We start from the raw sequence: 8692 nt of genomic DNA on the forward strand, positions 1-8692 counted from the left end.
CATCTCAGTTCATTGCATGGCGCAGGCGGTCCAGCGCCAGCCGTATACGTGATTTGATCGTACCCAAAGGCAACCCTGTCTGAGATGCAATCTCTCGATGGCTCAGATCTCCGAAGTAGGCCTTCTCGATCAGTTGTCTTTGCGCCTCTGGCAACGCGGTCAAAGCGTCACGCAGCTGCGCGGTTTCTTGTTGCAGTGCTAGAACGTCATCCTGTTCGGGCTCTGCCTTGGGACCCCAACCCAGTTCTTCGGGCTCGGGGCGGCGTTGTTTGCGCAGCACGTCGATGCGCTTGTTTCGGGCGATCGTGAACACCCAAGTGGCCACGGTCGCCCTTGTCGGATCGAACAAATGCGCCTTGTGCCACAAGGTCGCCATAACCTCTTGCGCGCATTCTTCGGCCAGCGTTACATCGGATCCCGACTTGATCAGGAACGCTTTGATCCGCGGCGCGAAGTGCTGGAACAGTTCAGCAAAAGCCGCCTGATCCTGCGCATCCCGAATGCGGCTGACGTGGCTCACCCACTCAGTTTTGGTGTCACAACTGTCATCCGCTCTGTTCACCGGCTTGCCCCTGATGCGTCTCTTGGCGCGCCAAGGTTTTGTTGATGACCTTTCGGTCGCCGGTTCATCCAAGGTCACGGTATCGATCTCGGTAAACATAACCACATTACGCGGCGCAACCAAAGCCGGATCACTTTAATTGGCCAATTTGATCCGAACGGCGCTAAGTTTCGTAGTGAATAGTACGGATGGCTGAGGAAAACAGCGCCGTTTGAACGGTTTACAGGCAGAATGGACAAAACGGGATGAACACGGTCGACCATATCGCAGGTCATACGTTTCACGGGCGAAAGGGCGCGATTGAAAACGCCTTTCGCTATTCGATCGACTATATCCTGCTGGACCCCGAAACCCGTCCGGGGACACCTGCGCTGTTTTCAGTGAACCGGGCCAATATCACAAACTGGCGCGATCGCGATCACGGAGGCACACCGGGGCAAGGCCGCGGCGCGGTTTGGCTGCGTGAACAGTTCGGCAATCTGGGCGTGACCCAGCCGGATCGCATCACCCTGCTGACCCAGCCCCGGGTTATGGGCCATGTGTTCAACCCGGTCAGCTTCTGGTTTTGTTTCGATGCAGAAGACCAGCTTTACGCCGTTGTGTCCGAGGTCACCAACACTTTTGGCACGCGCCACAGCTATCTGTGCCATACTCCTAATTTTGCGCCAATTCAGCCTTCGGACCGTATCGTGGCGACCAAGCTGATGCATGTCTCACCGTTTCAAGAGGTCGAAGGCACCTATACGTTCCGTTTCGACTATCGCCCGGACCGGGTGGGGGTTTGGATCGACTATGGACGTGAAAACGGCGGCCTGATCGCAACACTGACCGGCCCGCGTGCACCGCTGACAAACCGCACGATCCTGTGGTCGCTGCTGCGCCGCCCGTTTGGCGCGCGCCGGGCCTTTACCCTGATCCTTTGGCAGGCGCTGAAACTGTGGGTGAAAAAGGCCAGGTTTCGCCCGTTCCGCAAGGCCCCGGTTCCCGACCATCCGGTTTCCCGGATCCGCGACCCCTAAGCGACGCTTGTTTGCGTAAGATCAAAGACTCAAGGCGCGCGCAATGCTTGGTGGAGGGTGAAAACCGCGAACACGAGGAGTTGGGTCATGTTGGAAATCTCGGCAAGAAAAATCGCTCAGGTCGCCATGATGGGGCGTGAACTGGGCCGGGCCGAGGGCGAGCTGCGCGCCTTTATCGAGCGCATGGGCGAAGACGAGCAGGCCGAACTGGTCGCCGTCATGTGGGTTGGGCGCGAGAGCTTTTTCCCCGAGGATCTGGCAGAGGCCATCGCCACCGCCAAGTCAGAGGCCTCGACCCCTTGTGCCGACTACCTGATCGGCACACCACACATGTCGGATCATCTGGAGAACGGTCTGGATGCGCTGGGTATCTCGGCCGAGGATGTCGAGAACGACCTGATGTAGGCGTATTGGCAACAGTTTCCGTCTGTCTGGCCCGAAAGGTGGACTTGACTAAAACGATATTGAAGCACTGAGGCGATTTAAGTCTCAGGTTGATTGCAATGAGTTTCGATTCTCCTATTCAGACCAAGAACCGCAGCGTCCCGGTTGTTCGGATCGCCGCGCTTGTGGTGATCATGATTACGGCGGCAATGGTGTACGTCCGGCACCAGAACCAAATTTTGCTGAACGCCTGTGCAAACGGGATCGATGACCCCGAAGACGCGCTGGTGGCCTGTGCCGACGCCCAATCGGCAATGGTGGTGCCGATCCCGCAGCATGTTTCCCTGATCCATCGTCATCGCATGCGCGCCTACATGTTATTGAAGGATGCCGAGGGGGTCTTGCGCGAGGTTGATCTTGCCATTGCGGCAGATCCAAAGAGCGAAGTGCCGTTGCAGTGGAAAGCGTGGTAGTTCGCTCGCGCCGAAAACTATCCGGCTGCGATGGTTGCGATTGAGGCAGCGTTGAAGATCGCGCCAGAGAATGACTATTCCATGAAAATGAAGGGATTGCTGTTACGGTCCATGGGTTCAGCTGACGAAACAAATAGTTATTACGCGCATCTCGCGGCGACTTACCCAGACCGAAAATGGATTTCAAAAGCCTGGTGGACGTACATTGATGAAGAAATTCAATATGCGTCAGCGGTCAAGGTGCTCACCGAAGCCCTAAGACGCGATCCGCTGAACGAGAACTTATTAAGTTACTACTATGGGACATGTCTTTGGACTGGGTCAGAATGCCCGCCCCTGTTTCCCGAGAGGCGCACATCCTATCCGGAACTAAGCTGCCAAGATGCCCTTGAACTCATGGGGGAACACTTTGATTATCTTGGGGACAAACTGCTTGAAGCTGGTTTGCGGACTGTAGGTGAGCTCTATGAGCAAGAATATGAGCGGAGCAAGTACGGTATTCAAGCTTTGCATTTAGGGCAAACCGCGGCGCTGCAGGGAGATCCTTCGAATTCTGCTGAACGCTTCATTGTCGTAAACCGCGTGTTCGATTGTATCTTCCCAGAAAAATACATCTGTCCGCTCTATATTGCGCAGCCAGGGGATGACCCAGAAAAAAGGGTTCAGGCAAACATATTTACGTCCGAACTGCGCCGAAACTTGGTTGATCTGGCACATGTACATTTGAACTGATTGCCCAATCCCACACTTCTCGGCCGATATTAACCAACCTTAATCTGCCTTTCCTGCGGTGTTAACACAGGCCTCCTTAATTTGAGTTGTGACCAACAACGTAACTCGGATTTTATGGAGGAAGAAATGGGATATGCACAGACAGTCACCCCGCAGAAAGGTCTCTTTTTCGGTTTGTTTTCCGACTATGCCGAAGCCAGGGTCGAACATTTTCGCCGCAGGGTTTACGGCAAAACCGTTCACCACCTCGAAGCGTTGAGCGACAAACAACTGAACGACATCGGTGTTCCTCGGGCCGAAATCAAAGATCGCGCATATCAGAGCGCTTATCACCAACAGCCCTACCAGTAACCCAAGCGCCGATCAGTGCCTATCGAAACGGAGGATAAAATGCTGGATTCACAACCAACTTATGACGTCTCGAACACTGCCAGTGCGGTGTTGCTTTTTGATCGTGCGATGCGTGTTCAGGCGGTTAGATCCGATATTGTGCGTGCCGCGCAAGAGCTAGGGCGCTTGTCCGATCAACAGCTGGCAGAGATTGGGATCAATCGCATCGATATCGACAACACGATCGAGCGTTTTATCTGAGCGCATGCAACTCAAGACAAATAAAGCCCTAAGCTGTCGCGCCTGCATCGCTGGATACCGTTTCTCAAGGTGGTAGACGGCGAGAATTCGCTGCAGAAAGACCGCGCTATAGTTGATTTATTTTCTAAGAGGCGGGCTTCTGAGTGGAAATATTGTAAGGCTGTTGGCCGTTTGCCTGATCTTGGGCCTTTTTGCTGTTTTAAAAGCAGCAGCGAAACGCGCTGATCACAGAGTTGACGGAAGGGTGCCGGGCGCGTGAAACCGATCCAGAAAAAGCTATTGGGAACTGCACCCGTCTTTTGGGCCTTGGCGGCTTTGATCCGGCCATCCTGATAAGCTGCTGCCCCCGTTTAGACCCCCCGGCTGGAGGTTTACCAGCGGTCTGGGCTCAAGGTGCTTGTATGTGCAGTTCATAAGCGTCATCCGAGGGTGGTTTCCAACAGGGGCCTTTGCGGCGGAGCTATTCACGTAGGACCGGGTATGTCACCGGATCAAGCCTCTCAATTCCTTATTCATCACCGGGCTTTTGAATGTGTGAATGATGCCCGGTTTGTCTCTTTTGAAGAGGCTGGAAAAGAAGCGGAACTGAAACGCATGTGCGAGTATCATTTTGGACCAAATTGGAGCTGGAGTCTCGTCGATCTGGCGCAGGCCGTCTTGAACTGAAGACACCGCCCCGGTTGTGGGCGGTGCCAGCCGTTTACTTCATTTGATCCACGATCTGCAGGTGCTGCGCCAAGGAATCGATCTCGGCCATCCAGCTTTGCACCAGTTTCGGATCGCGGGGCGCGGCGTGAACACCCACGGCGATGGCGCGGTTCAGAACCGCTTCGACCGCCAGCGACACTGGGATTGAGACAAGCCGCGCCATGGCGGTGCCGCGCGCGTCACCCCAGGCGTCCATGACATAGGTCTTGTGCCAAACCGCAATGCCATCCTTCTCGGCCTTGAGGCCCACGCACAGCACCACGCGGTCGGGCTCGCCCTTGTCATAGGCGTTTTCGTCCCAGAACTGGTCCGACATTTCTTTCAGGCGCGCATCGCCTTCGGGGCCGGACAGGGTTTCGATTTCCCGGAACACATCAGCCCACGCATCAGCCCATCCGTTCAGGCGCAGGGTTCCGCGGACGAATTCGCGCACCGGCCAGTGCTTTTCGAACTGGTACTCTTCCATGAACGGGATCGAGTCGCGGTTCGGATAGACTTCAAAACTTTCGGGTGTTGGCAGCGGTGCGATATAGCTGGTGATTGCGTCCCAGGGGCGGGCGACGTCCAGTGGCGCGTAGTCGCGGATCGATTTCGAAGGCGAGCGCAGGGCTTTCAGCACGCCCAGAGGGGACCAGCTGAACTTATACCGAAACGGGTTGGGGTTCTTGGGGATGCCGCCACAGTAAGAAATAAAGCTCAGGTGGTTCTGCGCATCAAACGCGCTTGAGGCGCGGTAATCGTCGATCAGCGCATGCGCCATGAGGTGGTCGATGCCCGGGTCAAGTCCGACCTCGTTGACCAGCGCAACACCGGCCGCACGTGCCTTGTCGTCCAGCGCGCGCATCTCGGGCGCGATATACGAGGACGAGACAAAGTGCGCTTTGTGCGCGATTGCCAGCTCTGCCAGCGGTACGTGCCAATCGCCGGGCAGCATAGATACAATTACATCGCCCTGTTCCAACACGCCGCCCAAGGCGTCGATGTCAAAGGCGCGGATGTCATCGGTCAGGTCGCCGATTTCGGCTTTGGCCTTGTCGATGGTCCGGTTCCAGACGGTGACTTTGTGCCCGCCCTCGATCAGGCGGCGCAGGCCGGGGATGGCCGACAGGCCGGTGCCACACCAATGGATGGTCATGCGTAAGCTCCTTTGCGGCTGTTCAGCCGAATTTCAGTTTGGCGATCACGATCGCGCTGACAAGCAGGATCGATATCACATTGCCCAGGATCAGTGGCCATGCCGCGATCATCACCCCATAGGCCAGCCACAGGGTCAGCGTGGTCAGGATCAATAGGTTCGCGGGCAGGGACAGGTCTTTGGTCTCGCGGGTGCGCCAGGTTTTCAGGGTCTGGGGCAGCCAACATACAGTGCCAAGCACTGCGGCTGCGCCTCCGATCAGGTGTTCCATGCGTGCGCTTCCCTAGACATGGGTGAGGAACGTATCGCGGGCCCGCGCCCAGACACCGGATTCAATATCCGTCAGGGTCAGCAGCGATGGTAAAAGCTGCGCGGCATAATCATCCGAGCTTTCTACCGGCAGCATCGAAGGCAGGTTGTCGATAGCAATCACATCCAGAACTGGATCACTGGCGACGCGCAGGGCAGGTTGATCCCAGGTGGTGGCACGATCATAGACAGGCACTGGGTTGTAATCACTGTCCGGGTCACAGGCGACATCGCCGATGGCAGACAGCGCGCGCGGAGCATTCAGCGCCTCGTGCGGGACAAAGACGGGCGTGCCGGGGCGGGCAAAAATGCAGTTCAGGAAAAGGTCATGGTCTAGGATCTCAGGGAAAGGCCCGCCGCTGGCGGTCTCGGCCATATCCCATTTGGTGACAGCGACACCCATCGCCTTGCACAGATCCGCAGCGCCGGCGCCGACGCGGCCCAGGGCACCGATGACGATAGCGCGGGGGCGGGGCGCGCCGGTGGCGTCCAGTTCCGCAAGCAGTTCGGCGTTCAGGGTGTCTTTGCCCGGGTACACGCCAACCGGTGGGCAGGTCTCGTCCCGTTGCTGCGCGGCCCAGGTTTTCAGCGTGACCGCAGCCCCGGCATAGCCCGCCCAATAGCCAAAGGCGGCAACGCGTCGACCGAGTTCGTCCACCAAGTATTCCAGATCATAAAGCGTGCCGCCTCCGGCCTTGAACCGCTGCAACAGCGCGCGCCCGGAGTACTGACCCTTATAGGCGTGGCCGAACATGATGTGGCAATGGGGCAGGGGCGTGTCGTCCTCGGGCAGTTCCTTGAGGCCGAAGATGATCGCATCCAGCGGGGCCTTGGGCCATGAATTCTCTGGTGCGATCTCACAACCAGCGCCCTTGTAGCCGTCAATCGGGATGGCCCGCACCGAGCTTTCCTCGACCGTCACGCGAATACCTGCGGCGATTAGCGCGGCGGCCCCTTCGGGGGTCAGACCAACCCGTTCTTCGTTCGGGCGCTGCTCGGCCCGGACCCAGAGATGTGTCATGTTTATCCTTTTGTCACAGCATATCGGCGGCCCGCACCGCCTGAACGGATGGACGTGCCTCCATCGCCTCGCGAAAGGCGAGAATTTTGGGAAAGGCCGAGACATCGACGCCGTCCGCTTCCAGCCAGCTGCAGACCACATACAGATAGGCATCAGCCAGCGACACGGCCTCACCCAGAACAAACGGCCCGCGCAGCCCGTTGGTGCAGATGTAATCGCAGGACGCGGTCATTGTCTGCGCAACCTTGTTTGTCATATCTTTCCAGCTGGATTTCTTGTCGGCCCAGCGGTGGCCGCGCAATTTATGCGCGTGGTTCACATGCATGGTTGAGGCCAGGTAGAACATGACCTCGCGCATTCGGCATGCCATCACAGGATCAGCGGGCAACAGCCCGGCCTCGGGGGCCTTGGCAGCAACATATTCCAGCAGCGCGCCAGTTTCGGTCAGAACGCCGCCGTCAACGGCCAGGGCCGGAACGCGGCCTTTGGGGTTGATCTGTTTATAGGCGGGTTTGGTTTGCTCGCCCCCGGTAAAGTCCAGCTTGAGCGCCTCATAGTCCAGCCCGGCTTCTTCCAAGGCAATGGCAACTGCAACCGAGATTGTGCGGGGGGCATAGTAAAGCTGCATCAGGGGTCTCCGGGGTTACAGATGTGTCTGCGCAAATTGCCGGTCTGGTGCCTCAAGATGCGGAACGGCGTTGAACAGCACCGGGCTCAGCTGCGGTCCAATTGGGTGCAAACGATGCATTGACGTGTTCATTATGGCAAGGGCCACGCGCGACATCGAGGGGATATCCAGCCCCATAGCCTGCCGCACCACCATCGAAATCAACCCGCCGGACGTCACCACAATCGCAGGTCCACCATCGGTTCCGATGTCTTGCAGGGCGGCGGATACGCGGGTTTCGAATTGCTCGAACGTCTCGGGGGTATTGTCGATCTCACCCCGAGCCCATGCGGTAAAGGTCTGGGGCAGGTGGTCCACAAACGCTTCGCGGTCGGTCGGGATTGTCACCCCATGTTGTTCCTCGAACAGCTTGGCGATGGTGAAGTACTCAATCTCGTTCAGCCGGGGATCGCAGATGGGGTCAGGCAGACCCATGCTAGAGGCGGTTTCCCTATGGCGGATCAGAGTGCCACAAAAGACCCGCGGAAAATGGGTGCGCGTAAACTGCAGATGCGCGCCCAACCAGCGCGCCTGCTGGTGACCCAGATCGCTGAGCTTGTCATAGCTTTCCTCATCACGCGCCTCGGTGTTGGCCTGGCCGTGACGAACCAGTGTAATATGTGACATGGCGGCCCCTCTCGGGCGAAGTCTTAGGGCAGGTTGCAGGCCGGGACCAGAGGGGTTGGGCCGACATCTGGCAAAAACCTGCGCGGCGAAGGGCTTGAACCCCGTGACAGTGTTCCGCATTTCACAAACTAGAGTGTTGCGTGAGGGAAAATAGTTTCCTATCAGAAACGCAACTGCGGCATGCGGGTGTATACCTTGTTTGCAAGCCTTGCTGTGGCAGCCTGACAAAGATCAGTGTTCGACGCCTGTTGACTTGCGGTATGGTCGTGGGAAGCTGGCCGGAAAACTACTTTGACGCAGGGTGGATAATGTGCGGTATTCTTTAACAACGGCTTTTGAAAGGCTGGAACAATGACCGAGATTAAACGCACTCCTTTGCATTCGTTGCATGTTGAATTGGGTGGTAAGCTGGTTGATTTTGCGGGCTGGGAGATGCCTGTTCAGTATCCTTTGGGGATTATGGG

13 protein-coding genes and 1 pseudogene are annotated in these 8692 nt (G+C 57.4%); 8 read left to right on the plus strand and 6 right to left on the minus strand.

Annotation, left to right across the window (positions count from 1 at the left end):
• Positions 1–4: 4 nt before the first annotated feature.
• The gene (locus RUM8411_RS11020; protein ID WP_085822732.1) at positions 5–661 is read right to left on the minus strand and encodes a sigma-70 family RNA polymerase sigma factor; all 657 of its coding nucleotides are present in this window, start codon (positions 659–661) and stop codon (positions 5–7) included.
• A gap of 146 nt (positions 662–807) precedes the next feature.
• Between RUM8411_RS11020 and RUM8411_RS11025 the strand changes: the two genes are divergently transcribed.
• From RUM8411_RS11025 to RUM8411_RS11055, 7 genes are all read left to right on the plus strand, one after another.
• Positions 808–1581: a DUF1365 domain-containing protein gene (locus RUM8411_RS11025; RefSeq protein ID WP_085822733.1), complete on the plus strand. Its 774-nt coding sequence runs from the start codon at positions 808–810 to the stop codon at positions 1579–1581.
• Between the two features lie 87 nt (positions 1582–1668).
• Entirely contained in the window at positions 1669–1986 is a 318-nt protein-coding gene (locus RUM8411_RS11030) for a DUF3775 domain-containing protein (RefSeq protein ID WP_085822734.1), read from the plus strand.
• A 98-nt stretch (positions 1987–2084) separates the two neighbouring features.
• Positions 2085–2438, plus strand: a complete 354-nt coding sequence (locus tag RUM8411_RS11035; RefSeq protein WP_085822735.1) for a hypothetical protein — start codon at positions 2085–2087, stop codon at positions 2436–2438.
• 81 nt (positions 2439–2519) lie between these two features.
• Positions 2520–3170: a hypothetical protein gene (locus RUM8411_RS11040; protein ID WP_159453884.1), complete on the plus strand. Its 651-nt coding sequence runs from the start codon at positions 2520–2522 to the stop codon at positions 3168–3170.
• Between the two features lie 126 nt (positions 3171–3296).
• Positions 3297–3521, plus strand: coding sequence for a DUF1127 domain-containing protein (locus RUM8411_RS11045; protein WP_234995195.1), 225 nt, complete (start codon positions 3297–3299; stop codon positions 3519–3521).
• A 39-nt stretch (positions 3522–3560) separates the two neighbouring features.
• Positions 3561–3761, plus strand: a complete 201-nt coding sequence (locus RUM8411_RS11050; protein WP_085822738.1) for a DUF1127 domain-containing protein — start codon at positions 3561–3563, stop codon at positions 3759–3761.
• Positions 3762–4241: 480 nt separating this feature from the next.
• Complete coding sequence (locus RUM8411_RS11055; protein WP_085822739.1) at positions 4242–4427, plus strand: hypothetical protein; 186 nt, start codon at positions 4242–4244, stop codon at positions 4425–4427.
• A gap of 34 nt (positions 4428–4461) precedes the next feature.
• On the opposite strand, the gene RUM8411_RS11060 is transcribed toward RUM8411_RS11055, so the two are convergent.
• Genes RUM8411_RS11060 through RUM8411_RS11080 form a run of 5 tightly spaced genes read right to left on the minus strand, consistent with a single transcriptional unit; the run spans position 4462 to position 8228 of the window.
• Positions 4462–5604 carry a saccharopine dehydrogenase family protein gene (locus tag RUM8411_RS11060; RefSeq protein WP_085822740.1) on the minus strand — a complete coding sequence of 381 codons (1143 nt, stop codon included), beginning with the start codon at positions 5602–5604 and terminating at the stop codon, positions 4462–4464.
• Positions 5605–5626: 22 nt separating this feature from the next.
• Positions 5627–5875: a SemiSWEET family sugar transporter gene (locus RUM8411_RS11065; RefSeq protein WP_085822741.1), complete on the minus strand. Its 249-nt coding sequence runs from the start codon at positions 5873–5875 to the stop codon at positions 5627–5629.
• A gap of 12 nt (positions 5876–5887) precedes the next feature.
• Positions 5888–6934 (minus strand): saccharopine dehydrogenase, encoded by a 1047-nt coding sequence (locus RUM8411_RS11070; RefSeq protein WP_085822742.1) that lies wholly within the window; start codon positions 6932–6934, stop codon positions 5888–5890.
• 13 nt (positions 6935–6947) lie between these two features.
• Complete coding sequence (locus tag RUM8411_RS11075) at positions 6948–7562, minus strand: glutathione S-transferase family protein (RefSeq protein WP_085822743.1); 615 nt, start codon at positions 7560–7562, stop codon at positions 6948–6950.
• A 15-nt stretch (positions 7563–7577) separates the two neighbouring features.
• Positions 7578–8228 (minus strand): histidine phosphatase family protein, encoded by a 651-nt coding sequence (locus tag RUM8411_RS11080; protein ID WP_085822744.1) that lies wholly within the window; start codon positions 8226–8228, stop codon positions 7578–7580.
• Positions 8229–8579: 351 nt separating this feature from the next.
• On the opposite strand from RUM8411_RS11080, the pseudogene gcvT reads away from it, so the two are divergent.
• Positions 8580–8692 (plus strand): annotated as a pseudogene (gene gcvT / locus RUM8411_RS22510) (glycine cleavage system aminomethyltransferase GcvT); the annotation flags it as partial.

Origin of the sequence: Ruegeria meonggei (assembly GCF_900172215.1) — a bacterium.
Classification (GTDB): Bacteria; Pseudomonadota; Alphaproteobacteria; order Rhodobacterales; family Rhodobacteraceae; genus Ruegeria; species Ruegeria meonggei.